Origin of the sequence: Saccharothrix saharensis (assembly GCF_006716745.1) — a bacterium.
In the GTDB taxonomy this organism is placed as follows: Bacteria; Actinomycetota; Actinomycetes; order Mycobacteriales; family Pseudonocardiaceae; genus Actinosynnema; species Actinosynnema saharense.
Genome location: NZ_VFPP01000001.1, coordinates 7,424,983 through 7,451,572, shown reverse-complemented (window position 1 = coordinate 7,451,572; position 26,590 = coordinate 7,424,983). Strand labels below are relative to the sequence as shown.

At 72.4% G+C, this 26,590-nt stretch carries 23 protein-coding genes; 10 read left to right on the top strand and 13 right to left on the bottom strand.

Annotated elements, in window-relative coordinates:
• Positions 1-400: 400 nt before the first annotated feature.
• From FHX81_RS34120 to FHX81_RS34110, 3 genes are all read right to left on the bottom strand, one after another.
• Positions 401-760 carry a hypothetical protein gene (locus FHX81_RS34120; protein ID WP_141982628.1) on the bottom strand — a complete coding sequence of 120 codons (360 nt, stop codon included), beginning with the start codon at positions 758-760 and terminating at the stop codon, positions 401-403.
• A 179-nt stretch (positions 761-939) separates the two neighbouring features.
• Entirely contained in the window at positions 940-1,392 is a 453-nt protein-coding gene (locus FHX81_RS34115) for a copper chaperone PCu(A)C (protein ID WP_170232263.1), read from the bottom strand.
• A gap of 851 nt (positions 1,393-2,243) precedes the next feature.
• The gene (locus tag FHX81_RS34110; protein ID WP_141982626.1) at positions 2,244-2,855 is read right to left on the bottom strand and encodes a TetR/AcrR family transcriptional regulator; all 612 of its coding nucleotides are present in this window, start codon (positions 2,853-2,855) and stop codon (positions 2,244-2,246) included.
• Between the two features lie 72 nt (positions 2,856-2,927).
• Between FHX81_RS34110 and FHX81_RS34105 the strand changes: the two genes are divergently transcribed.
• Positions 2,928-3,602: a molybdopterin-dependent oxidoreductase gene (locus FHX81_RS34105; RefSeq protein ID WP_141982625.1), complete on the top strand. Its 675-nt coding sequence runs from the start codon at positions 2,928-2,930 to the stop codon at positions 3,600-3,602.
• A 178-nt stretch (positions 3,603-3,780) separates the two neighbouring features.
• Here FHX81_RS34105 and FHX81_RS34100 read toward each other — a convergent pair whose 3' ends face one another.
• Positions 3,781-5,358: an RICIN domain-containing protein gene (locus tag FHX81_RS34100; RefSeq protein WP_141982624.1), complete on the bottom strand. Its 1,578-nt coding sequence runs from the start codon at positions 5,356-5,358 to the stop codon at positions 3,781-3,783.
• Positions 5,359-5,739: 381 nt separating this feature from the next.
• Complete coding sequence (locus FHX81_RS40920; RefSeq protein ID WP_170232262.1) at positions 5,740-5,901, bottom strand: hypothetical protein; 162 nt, start codon at positions 5,899-5,901, stop codon at positions 5,740-5,742.
• Between the two features lie 154 nt (positions 5,902-6,055).
• Between FHX81_RS40920 and FHX81_RS34095 the strand changes: the two genes are divergently transcribed.
• Positions 6,056-7,390: a GAF domain-containing protein gene (locus FHX81_RS34095; protein ID WP_141982623.1), complete on the top strand. Its 1,335-nt coding sequence runs from the start codon at positions 6,056-6,058 to the stop codon at positions 7,388-7,390.
• Positions 7,391-7,405: 15 nt separating this feature from the next.
• On the opposite strand, the gene FHX81_RS34090 is transcribed toward FHX81_RS34095, so the two are convergent.
• Both FHX81_RS34090 and FHX81_RS34085 read right to left on the bottom strand, forming a co-directional pair.
• Positions 7,406-8,350 carry a sensor histidine kinase gene (locus FHX81_RS34090; protein ID WP_141982622.1) on the bottom strand — a complete coding sequence of 315 codons (945 nt, stop codon included), beginning with the start codon at positions 8,348-8,350 and terminating at the stop codon, positions 7,406-7,408.
• The gene (locus FHX81_RS34085; RefSeq protein ID WP_246108111.1) at positions 8,347-9,198 is read right to left on the bottom strand and encodes an MEDS domain-containing protein; all 852 of its coding nucleotides are present in this window, start codon (positions 9,196-9,198) and stop codon (positions 8,347-8,349) included. Before FHX81_RS34085 ends, FHX81_RS34090 begins: the two co-directional genes overlap by 4 nt.
• Before the next feature lie 464 nt (positions 9,199-9,662).
• Between FHX81_RS34085 and FHX81_RS34080 the strand changes: the two genes are divergently transcribed.
• Both FHX81_RS34080 and FHX81_RS34075 read left to right on the top strand, forming a co-directional pair.
• On the top strand, positions 9,663-10,553 hold the full coding sequence (locus FHX81_RS34080) for an SDR family NAD(P)-dependent oxidoreductase (protein WP_141982620.1): 891 nt from the start codon (positions 9,663-9,665) through the stop codon (positions 10,551-10,553).
• A gap of 47 nt (positions 10,554-10,600) precedes the next feature.
• The gene (locus tag FHX81_RS34075) at positions 10,601-11,182 is read left to right on the top strand and encodes a TetR/AcrR family transcriptional regulator (RefSeq protein WP_141982619.1); all 582 of its coding nucleotides are present in this window, start codon (positions 10,601-10,603) and stop codon (positions 11,180-11,182) included.
• Between the two features lie 16 nt (positions 11,183-11,198).
• Here FHX81_RS34075 and FHX81_RS34070 read toward each other — a convergent pair whose 3' ends face one another.
• Positions 11,199-11,654: a DUF1877 family protein gene (locus FHX81_RS34070; RefSeq protein ID WP_170232261.1), complete on the bottom strand. Its 456-nt coding sequence runs from the start codon at positions 11,652-11,654 to the stop codon at positions 11,199-11,201.
• A 175-nt stretch (positions 11,655-11,829) separates the two neighbouring features.
• Here FHX81_RS34070 and FHX81_RS34065 point away from each other — a divergent pair, with 175 nt between their 5' ends.
• The 5 genes from FHX81_RS34065 to FHX81_RS34045 all read left to right on the top strand — a co-directional run bounded on the left by FHX81_RS34065 (position 11,830) and on the right by FHX81_RS34045 (position 19,124).
• On the top strand, positions 11,830-12,648 hold the full coding sequence (locus FHX81_RS34065) for a lipase family protein (RefSeq protein ID WP_141982617.1): 819 nt from the start codon (positions 11,830-11,832) through the stop codon (positions 12,646-12,648).
• Positions 12,649-12,966: 318 nt separating this feature from the next.
• Positions 12,967-13,992: a hypothetical protein gene (locus FHX81_RS34060; RefSeq protein ID WP_141982616.1), complete on the top strand. Its 1,026-nt coding sequence runs from the start codon at positions 12,967-12,969 to the stop codon at positions 13,990-13,992.
• Positions 13,982-15,658 carry a polyprenyl synthetase family protein gene (locus FHX81_RS34055; protein WP_211363634.1) on the top strand — a complete coding sequence of 559 codons (1,677 nt, stop codon included), beginning with the start codon at positions 13,982-13,984 and terminating at the stop codon, positions 15,656-15,658. Before FHX81_RS34060 ends, FHX81_RS34055 begins: the two co-directional genes overlap by 11 nt.
• On the top strand, positions 15,655-18,354 hold the full coding sequence (locus tag FHX81_RS34050) for a DUF11 domain-containing protein (RefSeq protein WP_141982615.1): 2,700 nt from the start codon (positions 15,655-15,657) through the stop codon (positions 18,352-18,354). The genes FHX81_RS34055 and FHX81_RS34050 overlap by 4 nt, the downstream gene beginning before the upstream one ends.
• A gap of 197 nt (positions 18,355-18,551) precedes the next feature.
• Positions 18,552-19,124: a hypothetical protein gene (locus FHX81_RS34045; protein ID WP_141982614.1), complete on the top strand. Its 573-nt coding sequence runs from the start codon at positions 18,552-18,554 to the stop codon at positions 19,122-19,124.
• Between the two features lie 14 nt (positions 19,125-19,138).
• On the opposite strand, the gene FHX81_RS34040 is transcribed toward FHX81_RS34045, so the two are convergent.
• From FHX81_RS34040 to FHX81_RS34020, 5 genes are all read right to left on the bottom strand, one after another.
• Complete coding sequence (locus FHX81_RS34040; protein ID WP_211363633.1) at positions 19,139-20,071, bottom strand: RnfABCDGE type electron transport complex subunit D; 933 nt, start codon at positions 20,069-20,071, stop codon at positions 19,139-19,141.
• The gene (locus FHX81_RS34035; protein ID WP_141982613.1) at positions 20,068-21,987 is read right to left on the bottom strand and encodes a CRTAC1 family protein; all 1,920 of its coding nucleotides are present in this window, start codon (positions 21,985-21,987) and stop codon (positions 20,068-20,070) included. Before FHX81_RS34035 ends, FHX81_RS34040 begins: the two co-directional genes overlap by 4 nt.
• On the bottom strand, positions 21,984-23,258 hold the full coding sequence (locus tag FHX81_RS34030) for an ABC1 kinase family protein (protein ID WP_141982612.1): 1,275 nt from the start codon (positions 23,256-23,258) through the stop codon (positions 21,984-21,986). Before FHX81_RS34030 ends, FHX81_RS34035 begins: the two co-directional genes overlap by 4 nt.
• A gap of 476 nt (positions 23,259-23,734) precedes the next feature.
• Positions 23,735-24,586, bottom strand: a complete 852-nt coding sequence (locus FHX81_RS34025) for a fibronectin type III domain-containing protein (RefSeq protein WP_141982611.1) — start codon at positions 24,584-24,586, stop codon at positions 23,735-23,737.
• Between the two features lie 223 nt (positions 24,587-24,809).
• On the bottom strand, positions 24,810-25,166 hold the full coding sequence (locus FHX81_RS34020) for an ArsR/SmtB family transcription factor (protein WP_141982610.1): 357 nt from the start codon (positions 25,164-25,166) through the stop codon (positions 24,810-24,812).
• A 55-nt stretch (positions 25,167-25,221) separates the two neighbouring features.
• Here FHX81_RS34020 and FHX81_RS34015 point away from each other — a divergent pair, with 55 nt between their 5' ends.
• On the top strand, positions 25,222-26,556 hold the full coding sequence (locus FHX81_RS34015) for an MFS transporter (RefSeq protein ID WP_141984286.1): 1,335 nt from the start codon (positions 25,222-25,224) through the stop codon (positions 26,554-26,556).
• The last annotated feature ends 34 nt before the right edge of the window (positions 26,557-26,590 follow it).

Genomic DNA, 26,590 nt, shown 5'->3' with positions numbered 1-26,590 from the left:
AGCTGTGGGGTCCGATGGCGCGGTCCCGTCCGCACCAGCCCGTGCCGATCGCCTCCGTCCACAGGACGATCCAGGGCAGGCTCGTGTCACCTTCGTAGGCCCTGCCACAGCTGTCGCAGATCAAGAGCGTGGAGACGGGGTCCTGTGCGCTCGGGATGGCGGTCACGATCGGCGGTCGACATCGACGACAGCCCGGTGACCGGGTGCACGCCGCTCCGGACCACGACTCGCGCCGGGCAGCAGCGTTCCCGCGGACGTCAACGGCGTTCTCCTCTCCGCGTGTCGATGACGGCCGCACGCCGTTGTGCGGCCTGTTCCGATCGTGGCAGCGATCGGCGCGAGCGCACCTGACGCTTGGCTTGCGATCGGCCGCGCGGCGACGGTGTCGGACCGGACGACGTCACCTCGACGGCGTGGGCGCACCCTGCGTGGTCAACGCGCCCTTCCAGATGTGGTCCGCACGAAGGAACTCCTCGTCCGCGTACACGTCGTGGACGCCCTCGTCGAACACCCCGTGCTCCTCCGCGTGATCAGCCTGCACGAACCGCTCGACGTACCCGCTGACGTTGACGACGTCCCCCTCCTCGACATCCCCGATCCCGTCGGGCGTCAGCACGAGCAGCGACTCGTCCCCGTACTCGCTGCCGTCGAGCGCGAAGGACTTCCCACCGAGCACCCGCGTGACGACGGAGCTGACGACCACCTCGTCCCCCAGGAACCGGTCGGAGCCGAAGTACTCGTGCTGTGCGTCGGCCGCCACGGCGGTGGTTTGCCGAGCGGCGCCTTCCCCGGATGGGTCGTCCTCGGCACAACCGACCGCCGTGAAGGGCAGCAGCACCAGCGCAACGGCCACCACCACTGTCCCGAGCCGGGCCGGCTTCGTGCGATTCGAGTTCACGGTGAGCCTCCTCGATCCACGTTCGCGTCACGGCGACCACGTCACCGCGGTGTTCGGGGTCCACGGCGTTCCCCCTTCTTCGGGCAGTCCGCCCGAGGAGGGGGGACATCGCCGTCGTCACCGGCCTCCACCATCGCGTCGACGGTCACCTCCCCCGCGTCCCGGAAGGTGAAGACCAGCGGAACAGTCGTTCCGGCGAGGACTTCGCGGCGGAAGTCCACGATCCTGAGGTGGTAGGCGGAGTGGGGGCTGCCGGGCTCGTTCACCGCGCCCTCGGGCGGGACGACGATGCTCGACACCCGCTCGCGCTCACCGTCGCAGTCCGGGTCGGCGATCATCTCCACCCGTTGCGCGAGGTCGGTGCGCACGGACACCAGGGTGGCGGGGTCGTCGGCCTCGCTGAAGAGCTCCAGGCGCACGATCGCCTCGTCACCCGGGCCGTACCGGTACTCGATGTCGGGTGGGGCCTCGACGAAGACATTGCGCAGCTTCACGGTTCCGACTTCTTCGTTGGACCCCATGGTGCCGGCTCGATCCACATCGTCCGAACAGGACGTGAGCACCGACAGCGAGGCCACCGCCGCGGCCAGAAGGCGTGTTCGCTCCATAGCATCCGGCTACCCTCGTCCGCGCCGCCGATGACGGACGGGCGGGACCGTCACACAACCGCAAGACGCGTCCTCCGGGTACTTCCCGGGTAGCCGCCGGGTGCCCGTCCTACGACGGGGATCAGGAGTCGTCACGGCGTCGGAGCAACGGTGGCACCGACGAGTGCTGGATCGCGCTGACGGTCGTCCCTCGAAGTCCGGTTTCGCCCACACGCTCGTCATCACCTCGTCGGTGATCACTCCCCAGTGCGTCGACCGGCAGCAGGCCCGTCGGGGGCGACACGGGCGCGGTCCCGCGCAGTGGTCACCATCGCCTCCCCGAGCACGTCGAGGTCGAGTTCCAGGACGTAGGGCGTGTGGTCCGGCTCTCGTCGACGCCGCGCACCGAGCGGTTCCTCGACAGGCGGCCCGCGGGCGAGGTCGGCGTCTCGAACCCGCGGCGGCTCGACCCGGGCCGGGTCGCACCGCTTCGCCGGCCGCCACGCCGCCGGGTCGACGCGAATGTCGGCGATGCGTCAGGTTCGGGTCACGAGGTACTCGGCATGGTGGTGGGGCAACTCGCGGAGGGCGGTAACCGCCGCGAGTCGACCACACCGCGAACGCGGCGATGGCCGGGTCGGACAGCAGGAGCGGGTCGTTGGGCGCTCCGGGCGCGGCGATGTGCCCCGGGGCCACTGGAAGCGCACCCACCGACGCCGTCCACGACCCGGACCGGCCACAGTGGACGCGAGATCGCGTCACGCTCGCACGGCGGGGGATTCGACCAGGGCGCGGACCGTCGCCGCGATGAGGTCGCGGTGCGGTTCCGGGGAGGTGCCGCGGTGCAAGTGGCGGCGGACGACGGCGTAGGGCACGTCCACCACGGCGATCGACACCAGTTCGGCGTGCCGGGGCTCCGCCGTGCCGAACAGCCCGGTCGCCAGGTCGCGGATCAGCTCGGCCACGGGAACGTTGAGGTCGGTGAGCGCCTGCCGGGTCGCCGGCGGCAGGTCGGCCTCGGTGAGCAGCCGCGCCCGGTCGGCTTGGAGCAGCAGTCGGGCGTCGTCGGGGTGGCGGACCGCGAACTCGACGGTCCAGTCGGCCGCCGCGAGCACGCGCTCGAGCCCGGAGCCGGTGGTGGCGGCGGTGGCGGCGGCGAGCAAACCGGTCTGGAAACGGATGACGGTGCGCAGCCACACCTCGGCGAACAAACGCGTGCGTGAGCCGTACCGGTGGTAGATCGATCCCGTGGGCGCGCCGCTGAGCGCGCTGATCGCGCCCGTGGTCGCCGCGTCCGGACCTCCTCGCACCAGCAGGTCGCGGGTTGCGTCGAGGATCGCGTCCTCGCTGTGCAGCCGGCGCCTCGACATGCCCGCAGTCTAGAGCAGGTGTTCTAGAGCGTATATTCTAGAGCGAACATTCCAATAGAGGGCGAGGCGCTCATGGTCCCCGGCTCCGAGAACCCGCCGTTGCCGCCCGGTCAAGTGCCCGCTCCCCTGCGCCGGTTCGGGCTGCCCCGGTTCGCGCGGGTCCGCCCGCAGGAGCCGACCGGCACCGTCGTGACCGTCACCGGCTTCGTCGAACGCCCCGTCCAACGCTCCCTCGACGACCTGCTCGGCCCTCACCGACGACAGGCGCTGCGGGCCGACCTGCACTGCGTCACCACGTGGAGCGCACGGGACCTGCACTGGGAGGGCGTGCGGTTCCGCGCCGTGCACGAGGCGCTGGTCGACGACGTCGGGGTGACCCGGACGGCGGCCTGGGTCACGTTCGTCGGCGTGGACGGGTACCGGTCCTGCCTGCGCCTCGACGACGCCCTCGCCGATGACGTGCTGCTGGCCGACCGCCTCGGCGGGGCCGCGCTCACCCCCGACCACGGCGCTCCCGTCCGCCTGGTGGCGCCCGCCCACTACGGCTACAAGAGCGTCAAGCACGTGTGCGCCATCGAGTACTCCCCCACCTTCGACCCGGGCTCGGCCAAGTGGGCGGCCCACCCCCGCGGCCGCGTCGCGCGGGAGGAACGCAGCAGGTACCTGCCCGGCCCGCTCTGGCGCCCGATCTGGCGCGCACTGCTGCCCGGGGTTCGCCGCCGGTACGACGATCCCCCTGCGCCGTAGGGGATGCCCCGATGTTCAACGCCCGAGCGCCCGCCGGTCCGCCGATGACCACGCGGCGCGTCCTGCTTCGCCGCCGGTCCGGCTCGGGACGCCGGCCCGGATGTCCCGGCACTCCACCGGATCGCGGCCGTGCCCGTGCCCCGCGACGCGGTCCGCGAGGCACGGGCACGGCCACTCGTCAGCAGACCGCCCAGGTGCTGTTGACCATCGTGATGTTGCGGAACTCCGAGTTGCCCGCGCAGGGGCTCTCCCGGATCGTCTGGTTGGTGACGGTCAGGTTCTGCAGGTGGATCCGGTTGTTGTTGGGGAAGTCCGACCGCGCCGCGAGGCGGATCTCACCACCGCCGGACACCCAGCCGCCCTGGCTCGCGATCGTGACGCCGTAGCAGTTCTCGATGAGGATGGCGTTGTTGCCGGTGTTGGACAGCTCGACGCGGTCGATGACCAGGCCGCCGCTCTCCGACACGCAGAACACACCGCGCCCGCCGCCGGCGGCCTTGACCAGCCCGACCCGGATGTTGTCCGGGTAGGCGTCGTTGATGCGGCCGTTGCGGTTGGCCGTGCGGAACGCCGCGTAGCCGGTGCCGGTGCCCGCGTTCTGCGCGTCCACGGTGCCGACGGTGGCGTTGGTGGTCTCGTTGAGCAGCAGGCCGGACTCGCCGACGGAGCGGGCCACGACCGTGCCGATGGTGATGTTGTCGACCCCGTAGGTCTCCACGGCGTGCGACGAGGCACCGGAGACGAAGACGTAGCCGAGGTTGATGTTGCGGCTGCGCTGGCTGGTGTCGCCGCGGTTGTCGATGCGCACGCCCAGGCCGCGCGACAGCTTCATGTCCACGTGGCCGATGTTCACGTTGGTCACGTTGCGCATGAAGATGCCGTAGATCGGCGTGCCGGTGACGTAGAGGTGCTGGACGTCGACCTGCGTGGTCCCTCGCGAGTACACCGGCGCGTAGTCGCCCGAGGCCGAGCCGGAGACGTTGATCGTCCCGCACGAGTCCAGTGTGGTGTGGCTGGGCAGGGAGATCCGCTCGCCCGCGCCGATCGTGCCGCCCTGCCAGAGGACGACCCGCTCCTTCCACGTCCGGTTGGCCGTCAGGCTGCCGATCGCCGCCTGCGCCGCCGCGCGGAAGTCCGACCCGGAGTACACGACCGTGCCGCCCCGGCGGGCGGTCCACGTGCCGTTGTCGTTGAACGCCTCGGCGTGGAACGTGCCCGAACCGCACCCGGTGCCGCCACCGCTCACCTTCACCGGTTGCCACTGCTGGTTCGTGCCGCCGGTGTCGGGCCACTGGACGACCTCGGCCCCGTCCGCGGTGGAGAAGTTGAGCACGTCCACGGCCTTGTTGCTGGCCCGGTTGACCAGGCGGACGTGGCCGCTGCCCGAGTCGGCGAGGCGGAACTGCTGGTTGTGGCCGTTGTGGTCGGTCCACTGGGTGAGGCCGGCGAGGTCGCTCGTGGACGGGAAGTCCAGCACCTTGCCGCTGTGGCGGGACTTGAGCCGGTAGAAGCCGTTGCCGGAGTCGACGAACTGCCACTGCTGCCAGTTGCCGTCGTTGCGGGACCACTGGCCGATCCGCGCGCCGTCGGTCGTGGCCAGGTTGTAGACGTCGAGGGCCTTGCCGCTGTTCCGGTTGACCAGGACGTAGTAGGCGGAGGTGTCGACGGTGGCCGCGACGGCGTTCGGCGCGGTGACGGCCACTGCCGCCCCGCCGAGCAGGAGGGCCGCGGCGGCCACGACCTTGGTTCTCAGCATGCTTCACTCCCTGCGACAGTGCACGGAACGAACGAGGTCGGCGGCTTGTGCACGCTAACATCACCGGATCGCGCAACTCAACGCCGCGACCGGCCGTTCCGCATGCGTGAACGACTTGATCCGGTCGCGGCTCGCGGTGCCATGCCGTTCTTTCGCCCTGCCTCCCGAACGGGTGGTGTTAGCGCTAACATTCGGGCGGTGCGGTGGCCGGTCAGGGGGCCGCCGGCGGGGGCGGCTTCTTGCACGTCCCACAATCGGACGGTGTTGTCGTAGCTCGCCGTACCGTTGGTCGGACACACCGGTGGCCTGTCCGCCGCGGGGTGCTCGAAGTGGTGTTCGACCCCAGGGGGCGCTACGTCGCGACCGCTTCCGGTGACGGCGTCACCCGGTTGTCACCTTCGGGGAGCGCGTGCCGGGGTCGGCCGGCCACTGGCGCACGTCCTCCGGCTCGACCGGGATCGGCGGCCCGGTCCGCGGTGCCGCGGCGGGTGCCGGAACCCGGCTGTGGATCCGACCGGTGGCCAGCCCGATCAGGAACTCCACCGCCGTCCGTGCTCGTGGCCGGGGGTGGCGGGAGGCCTGGCGCGTGGGAGCGGGTTGGGCGGTGGTGCGGCCGCGTGGCGCGGGGCGAGGCCGTCACGCGTTCGGTGCGTCCCCGACATACCATGAGGGCCCCGGAGGAGGAACGGATCACACGATGACAGCGGCACCAGGCCGGCACCCCCTGGACGTCGAGCCGGCGGTCGTCGGGCACCCGGCACAGGAGGACCTGCAGGTCTTGTTCGGGCAGTCCATCGCCGTGTTCGCCTCGCTCACGGGGCCGTCGCACGTGGTGGAGACGGCGAACCCGGCGTTCTTCGCCACCATCGGTGAGCACCGGGCACGCGTCGGCGTCCCGCTGGCCGAGTTGATGCCCGAGCTGGCCGATCAGGGCTTCATCGCGCTGCTCGACGAGGTCTACCGCACGGGCGAACCCCACACCGGCCGTGACGTGCGGGTGGTGCTCGACACCGGTCCGCACGCGCGGGAGGCGTTCTTCGACTTCACCTACGAGGCGCGCCGCGACGGCGAGGGCACCGTCGTCGGCATCCGGGTGATCGGCGTCGAGACCACCCAGGTCAAGCACGCCCAGCAGCTGATGGCCGAGCACCGCGCCCTGCTCGAGCAGATCGCCCGGCAGGCGCCCCTGACCGAGGTCCTCGACGGGATGGCCCGCTGCATCGAGGACCTCGCACCGGGAGAGGTGCTCGTCTCCGTCCTGCTCGCCGATCCCGACGGCCGGCACCTGCACCACGGTGCCGCGCCCAGCCTGCCCGACTTCTACAACCAGGCCATCGACGGGATCGCCACCGGCGAGGGCGTCGGCTCGTGCGGCACGGCCGCCCACCGGCGGGAGCCGGTCGTCGTCACCGACATCGCCACGGACCCGTTCTGGGACGACTTCCGGGACCTGGCCGACCGGGCCGGGCTCGCGGCCTGCTGGTCCACGCCGATCCTGGCCCGCGACGGGAGCCTGCTGGGCACCTTCGCCATGTACCACCGGACCCCGCGCGCACCGAGGGAGTCCGACCTCGCCCTGGCCCGGGTCTTCGCCGGCACCGCGGCCCTGGCCATCGAGCGCCACCACGACGAGCAGGCGCGCCGCGACGCCGAGGCCCGCGCCGAAGCGGCCCGCGCCGAGCTGACCAAGGCGATGCGCGCGGAACGGGAACTGCGCGCCGAGGCCGAGCGGCGCGCCGAAGCCGCGGCGGAACTCGCCGACCGGATGCGTGCCGCCGAAACCGCGCAGGCCGCCGTACCGCACCCCGAGCAGTGCCGGCTCGGCGGTCCCGACGGGTGCACCGCGCCGGCCGAGCTCAAGATCGCCGACGCCTGGGGTGACGCGGCCTGGGGCTGCCACTCCCACGCCGAGGAAGCCCTGCTGACCGTGCGGTCGGCGTTCATCGCCAACGAGGAGCTCGGCGGCCTGGCCGCCTACATCAACCGCCGACCCGCCCGGACGCGACGCGCGGAGCGTCCCCTCACCGGCTGAGCGCCCCGGCGGCCTTCAGTCGCCCATGCGCAGGAAGACGTGCGTGGTCGTGCCCTTCGGGGTGGTGTGCACGCGCACCAGGTCGGCGAGTTGGTTGACCACCAGCAGCCCGCGGCCCCCGTCCTGGTCGACGGCGGCGGGACGGCGGCCGGCGAGGGGGTCGGCGAGGTGGCCGTCGTCCCGGACGGTGCAGACCAGGTGGGTGTCGTCCCGCCAGATGCTCAGCAGGCAGGTCCCGCCGGCGTGCCGGAGGCTGTTGACGACGAGTTCCGTGGTGATCAGCGCGAGGTCGGCGGTGCGGTCGTCGGACAGGCCCAACCGACCGGCCTGTCCGGTGGCGAAGCGGCGGGCGTCGCGGATGCCGGCGGACGTGGTCACCTCCAGCGTGACGGCGTCCGGGACGACGTCGAAGGGCTGGTTGTAGCGGTCGACCACGGCGTCGGGGGCGTAGTGGTCGCTGCCGTAGCGGCGATCGGTCTCCCACACCAGCGGGTGGGTCGCCAGCGCGTCGGCGACGACGTGCTCGTCGAGCGAGGCGGTGTCGTAGGGGCAGGCGATGGTGATGTCGCGGTCGGCGAAGGCGAGGTTGATCAGCGCTTCGTGCTGGGCGCAGGCCGGGTACTCGGCGTCGGTGCGCCCGGCCCAGATCGGCTCGCCGATGATGCGGACGTGCTCGCCGGGGTGGCGGTCGGCGAACCGGCGCAGCACCCCCGGGATGATCCGGCCGGGGTTGCGGCCCTCGACCTCCATGTCGAGCAGCAGCACGTCCTCGGCGGCGGCCCCGAGACCCTCGCGCAGCAGCCGCAACCGCCGGGCGGGCACGGAGGCGGCGACGGGGTGCCCCTGCTCCAGCCCGGCCACCACGAACGGCACGAGCAGGCTCAGGTACTCCTCCTCGGAGGCGTAGAACACCGCGGGATGGACGAAACGGCCCGGGGGCGGGAAGCCGGTGATCGTCATGCGGCACGCTCCACTCGGACGTTGGTCAGGTCGAGCAGGTCCACCAGGGTGGACGCGCCCGGCCAGGAGGTGCGCAGCACGACCGACGTGCCGCGGTCGGCGGCGTGCCGGGACAGGTGTAGCAGGTTGCGGTGGTCGATGAAGGTGAGGCCGGTGGCGTCGAGCACCACCTGCCCGCCGCGGGGGCCCAGGTCGGCGCGGTGCAGGGCCAGGGTGAACAGGTCCTCGTCCCACCGGTCGAGTTCGCCGGCCAAGGCGACGGCCCGATCGGCGGCGGCGTGCAACCGGAAGCCGGCGTAAGAGGCGTCGGAGGTGGGGTGCATGCACGCCACCTGCGCGAACGCGCGCTCGTCCACCTCGTCGGCGGCATAGGCGCACATCGCCGAGAACGGCCGGTCGACCATGTACCGGTCGATGCGGTGCTCGTAGCGGGAGAAGGCGTCGAGCTGTTCCGGGGTGCGCACCAGCGGCGTGCAGTCCGCCGCGACCCGCAGCCCGGCGTACCCGGCGGCCAGGGCCGCGTCCGTGGCCTCGCCGTAGGTCCGCACCTGCGCCGCGGGCTCGATCGCCGCACCCGGCGGGTAGGTGGTGTCCAGCGAGGTGACCTGCGCCGCCCCGGTCCTCAGCGCTTGCCCGATCCCGTCGATCCCGTCGAGGTCCCGGACCAGGGCGTCGGGACCACCGGCGCCGACGTAGCGGACGCGGTACCCGAGGCTCAGCCCCTCGGACAGGAACTCCCGGACCCGGTCGTGGAGGTCGTGCGCGTCGCGGTACCGCCAGCACACGTGGTCATGGGGACCGAAGTTCCGTCCGTGCTCGACGAACCCCGCCCTGCGACTGGGCGCCACCCCGACCACCTCTCGCCCGCGACCCGGCCACCGCCCTGCCCGGTGGCTCCACGCGAGGCGACAGCACATCCCCCCGGAAGCGGCGGGTACGTCGGCCCGAGCCCGGATCGAGTCGGGGTGCGTGTCTTCGACGCGTCTCGCGGTAGACGATACCCGCGACCGAGGACGCCCTCGAAGCGGAACACGCGTTCCACCCCTTGCGAGCGCTGATCCCGAGCACGGTGAACGCCACCGGCGCCACGGCCGACAGCAACGACATCTCCATGCTCATCGCGCTCCCGCGGTGCTCGCAGTGCGGCCAGGACGGCCCGCCGAGCGTGCCGCCGCCGGGCGCCGGCACATCCGAACGTGATGACCACTCCTCCGACCGCACTGCACGACATAAATGGATAGTTGATCCGCTACCGTGCTACGGTGACGACAAGCGGATCAACTATCCGCATCTGCGGAGGAGTGGGCGGATCATGAAGCGGACAGCTGTGGTGACGGCCGGCACGGCGGGCATCGGCCTGGAGACGGCGCTGGGCCTCGCCGCCGCCGGGTTCGCGGTCGTGGTGGTCGGGCGCGACGCCGATCGCGGTGCACGCGCGGTCGCCCGGATCGACGCGACCGGACCGGCGCACGCCGCCCGGTTCCTGCGCGCGGACCTCGCGTCGCTGGCCGAGGTCCGGTCGCTCGCCCACCGGATCGCCGCCGACCACGCCGCCTCGGGCGAGCCGTTGGCGGTGCTGGTCAACAACGTCGGGGCGATGTTCGCCGAGCCGCGGGAGCACGACGGCGTCGAGGCCTCGTTCGTCGTCAACCACCTCTCGCCGTACCTGCTCACCGAACTGCTGCGGCCCACCCTGGTCGCGAGCGCGCCGAGCCGGGTCGTGAACGTGACCTCGGGCGCGGTCGCCCTGGCGAAGCGGTCGTTCGACGCCGTCGAGCCGCCCGGTGGCTACTACGGCTTCCACTGGTACGGACGCGCCAAGCTCGCGAACCTCGCTTACACGCTCGACCTGGCCGCACGGCTGGACGGCACGGGTGTCACGGTGTTCGCCGCGGACCCCGGGGGCGCCGCCACCGACATGACGACCGGCACCATGGCGAACCCGGGAATCGTCTCGCCCGGCCTGCGGTTGCTGTGGCCACTGGTGCGCCGCAGGTTCGCGCGGTCGACCTCGGGGCCGGCGTCGGTGGCGGCCAGGCCTTCGATCGTGGCCGCCACCGACGAAGGACTGGCGGGTCGGACCGGCGTCGTCATCGGCGCCGGGGCGCGACCGGTGACGCCGTTCCGCCGGGCGACCGACCGCCGCGTCGCGGAGGCGGTGCGCCGGCTCAGCGAACGGCACGCGCCCCTCACCACCGCGTGACGCGCCACCGGGACGATCCGGATCGGCTATCCGATTAAGCTGTGCCCATGACGAGCAGGCCGCTGCGCAAGGACGCCGCCCACAACCGGGACCGGATCGTCTCGGTGGCCAAGGGGCTGGTGGACGAGGGCACGCCGTTGCAGCTCAACGACGTCGCCCGCCGTGCGGGCCTCGGTGTCGGCACCGTCTACCGGCACTTCCCCACCGCCGAGGCACTGCTGGAAACCATCGCCACCACCTGCCTGGAAACCCTCGTCGCGCACGGCGAGCGGGCGTTGACCGACCCCGACCCCCGGCGGGCGCTGGAGGACTTCCTGTTCCGCACCGTCGAAGCACAGCTCACCGACGCGTCCCTGCCCCCGGTCGCCGCCGCGCCCACCGACGCCCTGCCGCGCACCACGGAACTCAAGCGGTCGCTCTGGTCGACCGGCGCCACGCTGCTGGACCGGGCCCGGGCAGCCGGCCAGGTCCGGCCGGACCTGGCCGCCACCGACGTCGTCCCCCTGATGTGCGGCATCGCCTACGCCGCACAGCTGCACAGCGGCACCGCCGCCGACCGGACCACCACCGCCCACCGCTACCTGACCGCCCTCCTCGAAGGCGTGCGCACCACCGCACCGGACCACTGACGACCGCGGACCGCGATCAGGAGCTGGACTCCCGGATCGCGGCGCCGCCCACCGCGGCCGTCCCCTGGAAGGACCGCACCAGGTCGACGTAGTGGTACCGCAGGTAGTCGAGGTCGTCGGCGTCCCACAGGTGCCGCATCGGGTAGACCTCCTCCGCGCTGAGCTCCGCCGGGTCGTAGTGGCTCACCAGCACCTCGACCGGGGTGGCGCCGAGCGCCTTCGCGGTCCTGGCCACCCTGTCGCCGCTCCAGCCGAACCTCGTGGCCTCGTCGTCGATCGCATCGCCGTCCTCGTACAGGTCCACGTCCACATCGGCCGCGCGCAGCAGGAAACCGATGCCGGCCCACGACTTCTCCAGGAAGCAGTACGGCCGGCTCTCGTCCTCCGCGAACCCCTCCGCGAGATCGGGCTCCTCGAACGCCCGGTCCAACTCCTCCGGCGTGACCCGGGTGAACGACAACGTCATGCCCATGACGACTCCCCCATCGGCTGCTCCGACCGGGTGGCAGCTTGCCATGCCGGGGCGTGGGAGGTGACGAGCCTGCTCGGCGGGGTGAACGGCGGCGCGGCCGGTGGCGGTCCGGCTGTCGCGAAGGTAGGCACAGGAGGGCGGCGGGGAAGGTGAAGACCGACGTAAGGGACGGATGATGTCTGCACCGACGATGAACCACCTGGCCTCCGGGTACGACGCCCGTCAGGCGTACTGGATGGCGAAGGCGGCCGAACTGGCCTACGGGGGACGGGACGAGATCGAGGCCACCGCCGGTCAGTGGGGGTTCGACCGCGTACGCCACCATTACTCGACGTTCAAGCCGCCGTTCGCGATCGGCCACACCCAGGCGTACACGATGGCGAGCCCGACGATGGTCGTGACCGCGTTCCGCGGCACCGAGCCGCTCCAGTTGCGGGACTGGTTCTCCGACGTGACCGTTCCGCCGTGGCCGGGACCGGGCCGCACCGGTCTGGTCCACTACGGATTCGCCGAGGCGTTGCGGGCGGTGATCCCGTCCGTGGTGGCGGCCGTCGAGGAGCTGCGCGACGGTGAGCAGACCGTGTGGTTCACCGGGCACAGCCTCGGCGGCGCACTGGCGATGCTGGCCGCGGCGTGGCTGCACTTCGAGGAGCCGCGGCTGACCGCGCACGGCGTCTACACCTTCGGGCAGCCCCGGACGTGCGACAACGTCCTGGTCAAGGCCTACGACCGGGCGCTGGCCGGGCGGACGTTCCGGGTGGTCAACAACAACGACGTCGTCGCGAGGGTCCCACCCGGGCCGCTGTTCCGGCACGTCGCGGCACTGCGCTACATCGACTCCTCCGGCAAGGTCCGCGACTCCATGCCCGGGGTGGCCACGTTGCTGGACCGCGCCAAGGGGATGACCGCCGACCTGTTCGCCCCGGCCACCGACGGGATGCGCGACCACCTGATGAAGGCCTACGTGGCCGCCCTGGAGAAGAACCTCACCTGAAATCCCCCGACGCTCGCACCGGACGTGCACAGCCCGTCACTCCGGTCTGCCCCCCGACACCACTGATTCCCCGTTCCGGGTCAGGACGGAGGGCGTCGGGACGACGGGCCGGGATCGCACCCCTGTCGGGGGCATGACACCCGATGGGTGGTAGTTGCTCGCGCGGACTCGACCGGGTGCGGTATCTCTTGCTCGCCGGGGTGCGTGATCGTCAACGCGGACCGAGTCGCCGCCTGGTCACCCCTTCGCCCCGCGGTCCGGCGCGGGCGCGATGTCGAGACGAATCGGCTGCCGTGGCAGCACTACCAGGAGGGCTGGATGCTGGGCGTGCGAGGCCCTTTCCCCGAGTCGGAGTTGTGCCATCCGCTCGATCGCCAGTGGTTGCACTACGCGTTCCTGTCGTCGAACGGTGCGCACGCGGTGATCTCGAACCTGTCGGTGCTCGGCGCGGAACCGCCGGCGGACGGGTCGGCGGCCCGCCGGGACCCCCAGCGGATGGCCATCCTGCTGGTGCACGACCCCGCCCACGGGTGGTCGTCGACCCAGTTCAACGCGAACGCGCCCGACCCGGCGTGGTCGGCGTTCCGGTTGCCCCACCCGCACGCGTCGCCCGCCGCCTTCGAGGTCGCGGCCGTGGCGGGCCGGCCCGCGGTCGACCTGCGGCTGTCCCGGACCAGCAGGCCGTGCACGGCGCAGACCGCGCCGTTCGGGGACGACCAGTTCCTGCGGTGGCAGTCCGAACCCGGCGTGCGCGGCTCGGGGACGCTGCGGTCGCCGGGCGGTGACGCGCACTGCGAGCTGGTGGGCTACCACGAACGGGTCCGCGGCCGGTGGAGCTGGCCGGTGCTGGGCGGCTGGGTCTTCGGCTTCGCCAACGCGCCGTCCGACGACCCGGCGGCCCCGCCGCCGTGGTCGGTGGTGTTCACCCTCATCCAGCCCGAGTACCCGGAGGACGCCGCCAACGGCTCGGTGATGTTGTGGCGGGACGGTCGGATGGTGCGGCACTTCCCGCGACGCCGGCTGGAGGTCGCGGTGCACGGCGAGCTCGACCGCGACCGGGTGGTGCTGGTGCCGCCGCTGGCGGCCACCCTGGCCACCGCGCCCGCGCCGGTGGTGCCCGGCCGGTTGCTCATCACCGCGCGGCTGGGCGAGGACCGGCTCGTGCTGGACTTCAGGCCCACCACTGCCGCCCGGATCGCCAACCCGTCGGAGACGAGCCTGAAGCCGTTCAGCGTGCACGAACTGCTCGGCGGCTGCGTGATCGAGGGCGTGGTCTCCGGCCGGCGGTTCCGCTTCGAGACGCACGGCATCGTCGAGTTCGCCGGGGACGCCCGTGACGACTGAGACGCCCGTGCCGACGACCGCGTCGTACACCGGTGCGCGGCTGCTGACCGAGACCGTGGCCGCGTTGTCCGAACGCGCGCCCGCCATCGTGGCCGCCGCCGCCGAGGAGCTGCGGGAGATCCGCCTGGGGCTGCACTTCCACGACGGCAGCCGGGCGACCATGACCGCCCGCTACAGCCGCCTGCTGGTCGAACCGGACCTGGTGGGCGAACCGGACGTCGAGGTGGCCTTCGACGACCGGGCGATGAACCTGGTCTTCGACGCCCAGCGCCCTCCGGTCGAGCAGGTGCTGCCGCAGAGCCTGGACGTCCGCGGCCCCCGCGACCGGGTGCTGGCGGTGTGGCGCGCGTTCGTGCTGCTGTCCCAGCGCGCTTCCGGCCTGCGGTTCGTGCAGCAGCTGTGGCGTGACTACCGCGACCAGGTGCCCCGGCTCTGGGGCGTGGCCACCGGCGGCCCGGCGCCACGCCACTCCCCGCACGGCGACGCGCCGACCGGCTGGCACGCCGTCGACTTCCTCGCCGACCGCCGACCGCTCGAACCGGGCGACCAGGCGATCATCGGCGGCACCGCCGACTCCGCGCCCAGGCTGCTGTGGGACGGCCGCCGCAGCACCGGCTGGTGGGAGGTGCGGCCGGTCAACGACGCCGACCTGGTGCAGACCATGACGTCGTGCCGCGCCCGCGCCAACCGGGAGATCGACCGGCTGCTGCCCGACCGGGAGCCGAAAGTCGACCTGTACGACCTGATGCGCTCCTACCCGACGCGGCAGGGCAAGGGCCTGCGCCCCACGCTGGTGTTCGCCACGTGCGCGGCGTTCGGTGAGAAGCCCGAGAACGCGGTGCGGGCCGCCGCCGCGCTCGAGCTGTTCCACAACGGCTTCCTCGTGCACGACGACATCGCCGACGAGTCGACCCACCGCCGCGGCCTGCCCACGATGAACACCGAGTTCGGCAACGGGCTCGCGGTCAACACCGGCGACGGGCTCAACCTGCTCGCCGTCGACGCCGTGCTGGCCAACCTCGAAACGCTGGGACTCGCCCGCACGCTGGGCCTCATCCAGGAGGCCATGCACATGTGCCGGGAGTCCATCGAGGGCCAAGCCATGGAACTGGGGTGGATCCACCGCCGCGTGGTGCCGTCGCGGGACGAGGACTACTTCACCATGAGCACCAAGAAGACCGGCTGGTACACGTGCATCACCCCGTGCCGCATGGGCGCGGTCTGCGCCGGCGTGACCGACCCTGCCGTGCTGGGCCGCTTCGACGAGGCGTTCCGGCTGATCGGGATCGCCTTCCAGATCCAGGACGACATCCTCAACCTCGTCGGCGACGAAGCGCTCTACGGCAAGGAAGTCCTCGGCGACCTCCTGGAGGGCAAGCGCACCGTGATGCTGATCCACCTGTTCCGCCACGCGGGTGCCCGCGAGCGCGAACGGCTCGGCGAGCTCCTGCACCAACCGCGGGCCGACAAGTCGCAGGACAACGCCGACGAGCTGCTCGCCGCCATGCGGCGGCACGGCTCCATCGAGTACGCCACCGATCTCGCCGACCGGCTGGCCGCCGACGGCATCGCCCGGTTCGAGCGCGACCTGGCCGTCATCCCCGAGAACGAAGGAAAAGCGGTGCTGCGACAAATCGCCCACTACGTCACCACCCGACCGCTGTGACGGGCCCCGACTCCGCCCTGCGCGACGGCGACCGGGCCGCGCTGGACTTCGCCGGCGGGTTCAACGCCCGGCTGCGCGAGGTGTTGTGCACCCTGGCGCGCCGTGGTGCCGCGATCCGGCAGGACGAGCCGCGACGGGCACGGCAGATCCTCGACGCCCTGGCGCCCTGGCCGTTCTACAAGGGCGGCCAGTTCCTGTTCGACCTGCTCGAATGGGAGGACTTCATGATCGACGGCGAGCCGCCGGCGGTCCTGTCCCGCGCCACCTTCGGCGCGCTGCTGGACCTGCCGGCGGGCTGGGTGGACGCCACCTTCGCCGCGATCGACACCCACGCGCCCGAGTTCCTCCGACCGATCATCGCCAACCCGCCGGTCCGGTGGCTGGCCGCCACCGCGCAGTCGACCGTGCACGGGGTGGTGCGCGGTCTGGCCGGGCTCGTCGCCCCGCCGACCACCGCCGACGCCGACCGCGGTGCCGACGACGCGCTGCCACCGCTGCAAGGCGGCTTCTACCTCTACGAGGACGTCGTGCTCGGCCTGTTCGACCTCGTCGGCGCACGCCTGCCCTCCGTGGCCGGGCCCGGGCAGCCGGTCCGGGAGGACGCCGCCCAGGACGGTGAGGCACCTGACGGTGGAAGCACCCCCACCGGTTCGACCGCGGCACCGGAAGGCGCGCCCTCGACCGCGGTCTTCCCGATCGAGGAGACGTTCCGGGTCTCCCGGGTCGAAGACCTGGAGCACGACTGGACGTTGCGCGGCGACGCCACCCTCGCGGGTGACGACGGCCTGCAACTGACCCCGGCCGAGCGGGAGAAGGCGGGAACGGCGTTGCTGAACGTCCCGTTCCCCTCCACGGCCGGTGTCTCCGTCGACTTCGACTTCTCCTGCGCGGGCGGGAACGGCGACGGCTTCGCGGTCTTCCTCATCGACGGCGCTCACGACACCGACGTGGGCGGCTACGGCGCCGGTCTCGGGTACGGCCGCGGTCCCGACGGCAAGGGCGACGGCGTCACCAAGGGCTGGCTCGGCCTGGGCTTCGACAAGTGCGGCAACTTCTCCGGCAGCTTGGCCGGACCGTGCACCGAGGACGTCGGCCGGCCGAACCGGATCGTGCTGCGCGGCTCCGGTGACCGCGCCGAGGGGTTCCCCTTCATCACCGGCGTCCCCGCACCCGGCGGCCTGGACGCGGTCTGGGCGGACCGGGCCCACGTCCAGGTGCTGATCATCGACGCCGTGGTGACCGTGCACGTGACGCGCGGCGACACGACCACCACCGTGTTCGACGGCGTCGACCTCAAGCTCGTCGAGGGCCAGGCGCCGATGCCGGAGACGTTCAAGCTCGGCGTGTCCGCCAGCACCGGGTGGGAGGTGTCCCGGCACTGCCTGCGCGACCTCGTGGTCACCATGCCGACCGCGATGCCGCTGACCGTGGACGGCGCCGACCAGGCACCGGCGGGCGCCAGGACCGCCTTCACCGTCACCGCCCGCAACGACGGGCCGAACGACGCTCCCGACGCCGTGGTGACCGGTTCGACCGACCCGGCGCTGTCCGATGTGGACGTCGTCGTCTCCCGGACCACCGGCGGCGCAACGGCCACGGGTGCGGGCCGCACCGGGAACGGCACGTTCCGGCAGACGCTCGACCTCCCGGTCGGCGGCACCGCGACGATCACCGTCAGCGGCACCGTCGACCGGGCGGCCACGGGCGAGGTCTCCTGCTCGGCGAAGATCGAGTCGGTCACGTGCGGCAACACCTCCCCGGACGGGTCCGACTCGCACGACACCCCGCTGACCGAACCCGTCCCGAAGGCCGACCTGAAGGTCTGCCGGCACGCGGCGGTCTCGCTCGCACCGGGCGCGGAGGGGCACATCGCCGTCAGCGTCGAGAACCCGGACGACGACGCGATCGACCCGGCGGACGCCGAGCTGGTCTTCGACGCGCCGACCGGGTTCGAGTGGACCGGCACGGCGATGTTCACCTACTACCACGTCGACGGCCGGAGCGAAGGCAGCGGGGAGACGACGCTGACGCCGTCCCTGGAGGACGGCGACCGGCGCCTGCGGCTGACCGGGCTCCAACCGTTCCGGACCGACCAGGGCTTCGTGCTCACCTACGTCCTGGGCATCCGGGCGAAGGCCGACGCCCGGCCCGGCCGGTACACCGACGGCAAGGCCGTGCTCGCCGACTCACGACCACTGCGCCTGACGGCCACCGTGCAGGACGCCGCGCGACCGCGGGCGTTCACCAACAACGACGCCGCGCTGCCCGTCGTCCAACCCGCCCTGCCGGAGGTCGAGCCGGGCGGGACCGGGTTCCTGGCCGTCACCGTCGGCTTCGAGCAGGACACCGGCCAAGCCCTGAACAGCCTCACCCAGCAGTTCAACGCACCGTCCGGGTTCCGCTGGAGCGGCTTCGTCTCGTACTCCTACTACACCGGCGGGCGCACCACCCGGGGCGGCGAGGGCGACCTCGAATACAAGCTCAACAAAACCGGCACCATCCTGCGCATCACCGGCGCTCCCCCGCTCAAGGCGTCCAAGGGGTTGTACCTGACCTACGTCCTCGGTCTCACCGCGGACGAGAACGCGACGCCGGGACCGCGCGGCGACGGCAAGGCCAAGATCGGCAAAGCCGGCCAGCTCACCCTGCACGCGACCGTGGTGGACGCCGGCGACCCGTTCCGCTGCAACCGCTGAACCGGCGCACGAACACCAGGAGGTGCACCGCTCGGACGAGTGCCGGGGACGTCCGGTCGAACGACGCTTCCCACCGCCGTGGCCACTGCCCGTCACGTCGGCTGACACGATCTAGTCGACCTCGTCGCGGACCCGGCCGGCACCGCCGATCTGACCTAGATTCGAGCCGTCGCGGTGACGAGATCACGGAGGAACTCATGGTGGACCTGTTGCCCAAGATCGGTGTCGAGATCCCGTGCAGCTGTCTGGCCCTCAACACCCCGATGACCATCGGCACGAGCCTGTTCACCCTCGACTTCAAGGGCGGCATCAAGATCCGGGTCGAGGTCAACCCCAATGAACCGCTCAACTCGGTGCGCCTGCGGGTGGTCGGCCACAAGATCAGTGCCGAACTGCCCGCGGCGGACGGCGCGGACGCCACCACGGTCACGATCGAGCAGAAGGACCTCGACATCGACGCGAAGAGCGTGCTGCGGGTGCTCTCGGTGTTCCCGCCCAAGTTCGAGCAGCTCATGGTGCTGGACTTCACCATGACCATCGACAACCCCGAAGCGGTGCTGCGGAGCGCGGGGGTCGAGACGACCGTTCCGTCGGAGCCGCTGGTGCTGTCCACGAAGAACCCGGTGCAGTTGGCGAGCAAGCTCGCGAAGTTCCCGCCGAGGGGGGACATCTACAAGCTCCAGAACCCGATGGAGCTGGTGCTGCCGGACAACCCGGACACCACGATCGTGAAGATCGACTCGTTCCCCATCAAGGTCGGCGGTCTCTGACCGTCCGGTGGACCTCAGGACTCGCGCAGCGCGGCCGGGCGCTCGACGGTGGTCCGCTGCGGCGGCACCACCGGAGCCGGCCGCGGTGGGCGGGCCGCGACGACCACCAGGACGATCCCGCGCAGCACGCACACGACGACCAGTGCGAAGAACAGACCGAACACCACCCCGCACTGCACGAGCACGCCGTACACGGCGGCCGTGGCCAGTCCGAACAGGACCTGGTCGCGCGGCCGGGCGGGCGTCGTACCGGGATCGGTGATCATGTAGTTGGTGAACAGGATGAACGCCGTTCCGGTCAGCGGCAGCACCGCGGCGGCCAGGGAGATGTCGGTGACGCCCCAGCGCAGCACCGCCTGGGCGACGAACCCGCCCACCCAGCCGAGGATCAGCGGGATCTTGCCGGTCAACCGCGCGTTCACCGCGGTCCCGGCGACCAGCAGCAGAGCGGGGACGACCGCGTCCCACCACCCGGTGATCCACTCGGTGAACTCGTACGGCGGCGCGATGCCGACCCGGGGGAAGGCCAGCACCACCACGACGATGCCGAGGTTGCTCGGGTTGAGCACGTGCCGACGGCGTCCACCCACCGGCACCCTGATCACGTACTTGCCGGCCACCCCGACCACCGTGGCGAGCACCGTGGGCAGCAGGTCGTCGTTGGCGTACAACAACATCGCGCAGGCCATTCCGGTGATGTAGGCGGGCAGCAGGAAGTCCACCACCGCGCCCGGCCGGCCGAGCCAGCGCGGGCGGCGCCGCTCCGTCGCCGCCTCCACCGAGTCCAGCACGAGCTCCGCGGCGAGCCCGGCGAGGACCGCGACCACGGGCGTCACGTACGCCTGCTCGAAACCGAGCACGGTGTGCCCGAGCACCGTCAGCACGGTGATCGACAGCCCGAACCGGCGCAGCGCCGCCGAGCGGCGGTCACGAGCGGTCCTGGTCACCAGTCCTCCCGCACGCTGCCGTCGGGCCCCAGCCGGAGCACGTGCCAGCCGGGGGTCAGGGAGACCGATCCGGTGTGCCGGTGCCCGCACCCGTCCCGCCAGGTCAGCCGGACCGGCACCGCGGCGGCCGGGTGCGCGCCGAGGCCGAAGTGCAGGTCCGCGGCGTTCACCCCGTTGTGGCCGTTGGCCGGGTAGAGCTGCGCCACCCCGGCGCCGCCGTCCGGGGTCGAGACCTGAGCCTCCGCGCCGATCGCCGGCGTGGTCGGCCCGCCCGCGCCCGCGACGCACCGGTCCGCGCCGGTCGGCAGGCGCAGCCGCAGGCCGAGGAAGCTCCCCGCCGGCGAGGTGTTCCGGTACAGGGTCGACCGCGCCCACTGGTTGGCGACCACGAAGTCCAGCCGGCCGTCCGAGTCCACGTCCCCGACGGCGAACGCCCGGCTGACCGCGGAGCTGTCCACGCCGAGCCGACCGGCCACGTCCACGAACCGGCCGTCCGGACCGCGCACGAAGAACGTGTTGCGATCGTGGCCGGACAGGTCGACGCCGTCGGTGAAGGTCGGCCACAGCCCGGGGTGGCCGACCACGAGGTCGTTGGCCATGGCCAGCTCCTGCAACCGTGCCCAGCCGTTCTCCGTGCCGGCGACGAACCCGGTCGCGTGCATCACCTCGTCCGACCCGGTGTTGTCGAAGTCGGCGGCCTTGACGTCCCACGACCAGCCCGACCGGGACAGGCCGAGGCTTTCGCTGCGGTCGTCGTAGGGAGCCACCCCGTGGCGCAACCGGTCGGCCACGGCGGTCCTGGCCACGGTCGCGACGAAGGCGAAGTTGCTCTCCTGGAGGGCATACGGCTCGGTGATGTTGCTGACCAGGATGGCGGGCACGCCCGTGCCCAGCAGGTCGGTGAACGCCACGCCCATACCCTTGAACGAGTCGTCGCCCAGCACCTTCGACTTCGGTGTGGTCGCGTGCCGGACGCCACCGGCCGGCGTGAACGCGACACGCCCCGGTGCGGACCCGTTGACCAGCAACCGGTCCGAGCCGAAGTCGTTGGCCACGTACAGCTCCGGCAGCCCGTCGCCGTCGAGGTCCTGGGCGCCGAGCGCGAGGGTCCACCCGGTCCGGTCCGCCGGGGCGAAGGCGTCGCGCGCCTCGGTGAAGCGCCCGCCGCCCGCGGACCGGAACAGGCGCAGCGTGCCCCCGTTGGCCGCGTTCGAGAGCGAGTCGTTCATGACCGGCCCCGGGGATCCGGCGCTCGGGTCGAGCACGCGGACGCCGTCCGGGAAGTAGTTGCCGAACACCAGGTCGAGGTGGCCGTCGCCGTCGAAGTCACCCGTGGTGGCGGCGTTGGTGTTCCACACCTGCCGCGGGCTGACGAGTTCGCGCGCGGAGAACGCGGCTGCCGAGGGCGGCACGCCGGGGGTGCGCCGGAACAGCACGGGCGAGCGACCCCAGTAGTACACGACCACGTCCTGCCAGCCGTCCTCGTCGAAGTCGACCGGCAGGCACCCCATCGGCGCCGTGGACGGGGGCGGCTCGGCCCCGCCGGGGACGAGCGGGAACGCCGGGTAGCGCGCGCCGGTCGTGGGTGCGGGCGCCACGCTGACCGCGTCCGTGCGGGGATCGACCAGGCACAGGTCGTGCGAGGCGGTGCCGCCGTCCGCGGCGAACAGGCCGGCTCCGGCGCCGAGCGAGGAGATCCACGACCTGATGCGCTCGTAGGCTGGGGCGACGGAACGCAGGTGTCGGGCACCGGGTCGGTCGGCCGGGCCCACCGGGTGGTGGGTGAACGAGAACCGCCCGGCGAGCGCGTCGCGTTCCGCCGCCGACGGCTGGGGCTCGACGGTCGCGGCGAACACCGCGGCGCAGCCGAGCAGCGCGACCAGCCGGACGGCGTGCCGGCGCGGCAACGGCCTCACCGCGACGCTCCACCGCGCACCATCGCGCGCTCGAACAACGCTGCGACCAGCAGGGGCCTCGCCTCCCGCTGGAAGTCCACCTCCGGGTGGAACGCGCGCACGGTGCCCTCCAGGACCATCAACGACAGGATCGGGAAGACGAACTGCGGGTCGGCGTGGAAACCGTGCCGCCGCTGGATGTCGAACAGCGCGGTGGCGAACGAGAGGAGGTCGAACTCCCCCGCGCGCAAGCCGGAGTTCGCCTCCACCAGGGTCACCAGCCCGGCGCGGAAGCCGTCCGGGTCCGCGCCCGGCACCGCCGTGGCCGTCGAGGCCACGATGTCCGCGCACGCCGGTCCGTCGCCACGGCCCAGGCAGTAGAAGAACGCCGCGAACTTCTCGCGGGCCGAATCCGACAACCGGACGGTGAACCCGGCGTCCAGGACCACGATCGAGCCGTCCTCCCGGAAGTACAGGTTCCCGGGGTGCAGATCGCAGTGGACCACACCGTCGAGGAACAACATCCGGTACACGACGCGCAGCGCGGTCACCACCGCACGGCGCCGGTTCGCCACCGCGAGGTCCTCGGGGCGGAGGCGGACCAGGTCGGGGACGAACTCCATCACCAGCACGTCCCCGGTGGACAGCTCGCGGTCGACCGCCGGCACAGTCACCCCCGGGACGTCGGCCGTGGTCCTCCGGAAACCGTCGAGCAGCTCGGCCTCGCGGGTGAGGTCGAGCTGCGCCCGGATGCCGTCGGTGAGCTGCCGGGCGATGTCGACGACCGGCGCACCCCGCAGGACGGGCAACCTGGCCAGCAGCCCGGCGACCCCCTCGACCAGGGCCAGGTCCAGCGGCAACGTCCGCTCCACGTCCGGTCGGCGCACCTTGACGGCGACGTCCCGACCGTCGGCCAGCCGAACCCGGTGGACGCAGGCGATGCTGCCCGACCCGACGGGCGTCGCCGGCGAACCGGCCAACCCCGGTGGTGCCGCGAACGGGGCCGCGGCGTCCGGACGCACCCGGTCGTGGAGCCGGGCCAGGGCACGGCAGACCTCCGGCGGCAGCAGATCCGCCCGCGTGCTCAGCAACTGCGCCGCCTTCACGAACGCGGCACCGAGCTCGACCACCGTGCCCACCAGCCACGACTCCAGCGCGGGCCCGGCCCGGCGCCCGCGCAGCCGACCGGTCGCCGCCCACCAGGCCACCAGCGTCGAGCGCCTGCCGAGAACCACCAGGAGCCGTGCGAACCGGAGGACCACCGCGCCCGGACTGACATTCCCGACGGCCATCCGCAGCGCCTCCGAATCACGGGCACGACATCCCGTCGAGACGCTAGCAGCGATCATCCGGATGGGCAGGAACGCACTAGGAGAACGCGAACACCCGCCCGAGCGAATAACCTTCCGCCGATGCGGTGGGATTTCTTTCGCTCTACGAACCCAGCGTCAACCATGAACGCCATGGTGAGCGACAGCCGGTCCGCCTTGAGTGCCCGAAAAGGCGTCGAAAGCCTGACCGGAACCTTTTCGGCTACGGTGCGCACACACCACTTCAGTGGCTTTCGGCCTCGGTCAGCCGTTCGAGCCGGGCGGCACCGTGCCGGTTCACCGGCCGAGACACCCGGCGCGTGGCCGACTCCTCCACGAGCGTCGCACCCGACGACGACCCGCCCCTCGGCGCTCTTCACGCGGTGGCGGGCGAACCGCACCCGGTGGTGACACCGGGTCCGCCGCAACACGGACCCGGTGTCGGCGGTTCGCGGGGGTCAGGCCCGGGGGAGGGTGAAGATCAGGCCCTCGCTCGGGTTCGACCAGCTGTTCCGCACGTCGACGGTGACGACCTTCGCCCGGTGCTGCGTGTCCGGCGTCAGCCCGGTGATGGTCGTCTGCTTCTCCGTGGCGAAGACGACGTGCCCGCCGTCCAGGTACACGTTGTAGCCCGCGGTCGGGTTCCACCAGGAGCGGGCGTCCCAGGCCAGGGTCACGGACGTCGGGGTCGCCGAGACCACCCGCAGCGCGTCCGGGCGGATCGGCCGGTCGAAGTGGGCCGCCTGCGACTGGATGGTGCCCACCACGTCGTTCTGCGCCGGGTCGTGCGAGCAGGACGCGGTGATCGTGCCCAGGGGTGTGCCGTCGGCGCGTTCCGGGCGCAGTGTCAGCGCCAGGTCGTCCACGTGCAGGTCGTAAGCGCCCGGTGTGTTCAGGTACTGCGCCGGGAAGGCTCCCCTGGCCCGCACGGCGGCCGAGCGGGTGTCGGTGATCCAGGTGGGCGCGAGGGTGAACGCGGCCCGGGTGGTCCGGGTGCCGTCCGGGCCGGTGAGGTGCGCGTCGAGCGTGGCGGTGCTGTCGCCGTCCAGGCGGACCCCGCTGCCCACCGGCAGGGCCGGGCGCAGCTCGCGCAGGTCCAGGTCGACGTCGATGTAGGAGTAGCTGCTGTACGAGACGCTGTTCGGGCCCGCGCCGTCGTCGGGCAGGCCGCCGACGACCCACACGGTCAGCGCGACGGTCGGTCCGGCGGACGTCGTGCAGGTGTAGTCCATCCGCACCGCGCTCGTCTGCGCCGACGCCGGACCCGCCGCGCCCGTCGACAACCCGGCGGCCAGGAGGACCGATGCCAACGACAGACCGGTGATGCGAAATGTGCTCCGTGATTTGCGCAACTTTTACGTCCCCTCGTATCCGCTCGCCCACGGACAGTATTCCGTGAATCGCCGTTGGTTCGATTGGACCGTTCAGTCGCTCACTCGTACCGACGGCCGCGCGGAACGCCTTCGCCGCCGCGAGCACCCCGGTCTCGTCGCCGGTGAGTGCGGCCGCTTCGGCGCACAGTGCGAGGTCCGGTCAGTCGTGGTCGGGCCGGCCGGTCACCCGGTGGTCGGCCGCCTCGATCGCCTCGCCCAGCAACCGCCGCACGTGACCGCCGCGCACCCGGTAGACCGCGCGTCGTCCGTCGCGGCGCAGGGACACCAGGCCGGCCAGCTTCAACTTCGCCAGGTGCTGCGACACCGCCGGCCGCGCGACCCCCACCGCCCCGGCCAACGTGGTCACGTCGTACTCCGAGCCGCAGAGCAGCCACATCATCCGCAGCCGGGTCGGGTCGGCCAGCATCCGGAAGCCGTCCACCGCCGCGTCGACGTGGTCGCCGGAAGGAAGCTGTTGCCAGTCCTGCGTTGTTGCAACGTCATCGCGTGCGTACATGAGCACGTATGGTGTCACCGGACCGTCCACGACACCGGTCACCGGAGGCCGCGCCATGCTCTCCGTGCCGTCCAACCGCGCGTACCGCAGGGTGTTCACCGCGCAGGTGGTGGCCCTGGTCGGCACGGGTCTGGCCACCGTCGCGCTCGGCCTGCTCGCCTACGACCTGGCCGGACCCGACGCCGGAGCGGTTCTCGGCACCGCGCTGGCTATCAAGATGGTCGCCTACGTCGGCGTCGCGCCGATCGCCGGCGCGCTGACCGCGCGGGTACCGCGCAGGGCACTGCTGGTCACGCTGGACCTGGTGCGCGCCACGATCGCCGCGGCGCTGCCGTGGGTGGACGCGATCTGGCAGGTCCACCTGCTGATCTTCCTGCTGCACGCGGCGTCCGCCGCGTTCACGCCCGCGTTCCAGGCCACCATCCCGGAGATCCTGACCGACGAACGCGACTACACCCGCGCGCTGAGCCTGTCCCGCCTGGCGTACGACCTGGAAAGCCTGCTCAGCCCGCTGGTCGCCGCCGCCGTGCTCGTCGTCCTCGGCCACGACGACCTGTTCCTCGGCACCGCCGCCGGTTTCGTCGGGTCCGCCCTGCTGGTCCTCTCCGCCGCGCTGCCCGCGACCCGCGGACCGCGACGCGACGACCGCCCGTTCACCGCCACCGTCAGAGGCATCCGCATCCACCTGGCCACGCCCCGGTTGCGGGGCCTGCTCGCCGTCCACCTCGCGGTCGCCGCGGCCGGGTCGATGGTCCTGGTCAACACCGTCGGCTACGTCCGCGACCTGCTCGGCCGCGACGACACCGCCGTCGCCGTCGCCCTGGCCGCCAACGGGCTCGGCTCGCTCGTCGCCGCCTTCACCCTGCCCGCGGTCCTCGACCGGTTCACCGACCGGGCCGTGATGCTGCGCGCCTGCGCGGGGCTCGCGGCCGTGCTGCTGCTCGCGGTCCCCGTCACCGCCCTGCTCGGCGACTCGCGCTGGCCCGCCCTGCTCGCGCTGTGGGCGTTGATCGGCGCGGGCAGCTCCCTCGTGCTGACCCCCGGCGGCCGACTCCTGCGCCGCTCGGCCCATCCCGCCGACCTGCCCGCGGTGTTCGCCGCCGACTTCGCCCTCTCCCACGCCTGCTGGCTGCTCGGCTACCCCCTGGCCGGCGGGCTCGCCACCGCCGCCGGAATGCCGGTCGCCCTCGCCGTGCTGGCCGCGGTCACCGTCGCCGCGACCGTGCTGGCCGCCCGGTTCTGGCCGACGCGTGACCCCGAGGTGATCGAGCACGAGCACGACCTGGACCACGACCACCACCACCTGGCCGACGCCGCCCTCGTCGACGGCCGCTGGCGCCACGTCCACCACTACCGCATCGACGACCTCCACCACCGCTGGCCCGCGTAGCCGCGGCGGACGCTCCGGGGGCACCACCCGCGCA

What these genes read in the sequence shown, in the direction of transcription:
- FHX81_RS34110 (WP_141982626.1), bottom strand. Translation starts at nt 2,855, where the DNA reads ATGTCGAGGCGCCGGCTGCACAGCGAGGACGCGATCCTCGACGCAACC.
- FHX81_RS34105 (WP_141982625.1), top strand. Translation starts at nt 2,928, where the DNA reads ATGGTCCCCGGCTCCGAGAACCCGCCGTTGCCGCCCGGTCAAGTGCCC.
- FHX81_RS34100 (WP_141982624.1), bottom strand. Translation starts at nt 5,358, where the DNA reads ATGCTGAGAACCAAGGTCGTGGCCGCCGCGGCCCTCCTGCTCGGCGGG.
- FHX81_RS34095 (WP_141982623.1), top strand. Translation starts at nt 6,056, where the DNA reads ATGACAGCGGCACCAGGCCGGCACCCCCTGGACGTCGAGCCGGCGGTC.
- FHX81_RS34090 (WP_141982622.1), bottom strand. Translation starts at nt 8,350, where the DNA reads ATGACGATCACCGGCTTCCCGCCCCCGGGCCGTTTCGTCCATCCCGCG.
- FHX81_RS34080 (WP_141982620.1), top strand. Translation starts at nt 9,663, where the DNA reads ATGAAGCGGACAGCTGTGGTGACGGCCGGCACGGCGGGCATCGGCCTG.
- FHX81_RS34075 (WP_141982619.1), top strand. Translation starts at nt 10,601, where the DNA reads ATGACGAGCAGGCCGCTGCGCAAGGACGCCGCCCACAACCGGGACCGG.
- FHX81_RS34070 (WP_170232261.1), bottom strand. Translation starts at nt 11,654, where the DNA reads ATGGGCATGACGTTGTCGTTCACCCGGGTCACGCCGGAGGAGTTGGAC.
- FHX81_RS34065 (WP_141982617.1), top strand. Translation starts at nt 11,830, where the DNA reads ATGTCTGCACCGACGATGAACCACCTGGCCTCCGGGTACGACGCCCGT.
- FHX81_RS34060 (WP_141982616.1), top strand. Translation starts at nt 12,967, where the DNA reads ATGCTGGGCGTGCGAGGCCCTTTCCCCGAGTCGGAGTTGTGCCATCCG.
- FHX81_RS34045 (WP_141982614.1), top strand. Translation starts at nt 18,552, where the DNA reads ATGGTGGACCTGTTGCCCAAGATCGGTGTCGAGATCCCGTGCAGCTGT.
- FHX81_RS34030 (WP_141982612.1), bottom strand. Translation starts at nt 23,258, where the DNA reads ATGGCCGTCGGGAATGTCAGTCCGGGCGCGGTGGTCCTCCGGTTCGCA.
- FHX81_RS34020 (WP_141982610.1), bottom strand. Translation starts at nt 25,166, where the DNA reads ATGTACGCACGCGATGACGTTGCAACAACGCAGGACTGGCAACAGCTT.
- FHX81_RS34015 (WP_141984286.1), top strand. Translation starts at nt 25,222, where the DNA reads ATGCTCTCCGTGCCGTCCAACCGCGCGTACCGCAGGGTGTTCACCGCG.